Here is a 488-nt window from a genome sequence, read left to right on the forward strand (position 1 = left end):
TCGATGGACAGCCGGCCCTCGAAGGAGACCACGCACGCCATGACGGGGCTGCGTCCCGTCTGCGGGAAGTAGTGCTCGCGGGCCGGAACGAGGCGCACGTCGGCCGCCCGCAGCCCGTCCGGCAGCCGCGGACCGGGGACCACGCCCATGTTCGTGGCGATCACCGTGGCCAGTTGCAGCGCGGGATTGCGCGGGATCTCCGGCGTGATGCGCATCTCGTGGAAGTGGTCGCCGCGGGCCAGGAAGTCGCCCAGCCGGGCGTGCACGGCACGGGCCAGCTCCAGCGGCTCCGAACGGGCGGACACCTCCAGGGTCTGCAGATGGGTGGTGACCGCGGGGACCAGGTCGGAGGCGGGCACCGGCGGGGTGAGCCGCGCCCGTAGGTCGACGGGGGAGAGGCAGCCGAGCGTGCGGGCCCCGTCGCCCCCGGGCAGGCGCCGCCGGGCCGTCTCCAGCAGCGTCGCGGCGATCAGGGCGTGCACGGAGAC

General features: G+C 75.0%; 1 pseudogene. It reads right to left on the reverse strand.

What is annotated here, in order from left to right:
- Nucleotides 1–488, reverse strand: a pseudogene (locus tag LPA54_RS37025) (protein kinase); the annotation flags it as partial.

This window comes from Streptomyces sp. DH12 (assembly GCF_020873895.1).
GTDB lineage: Bacteria > Actinomycetota > Actinomycetes > Streptomycetales > Streptomycetaceae > Streptomyces.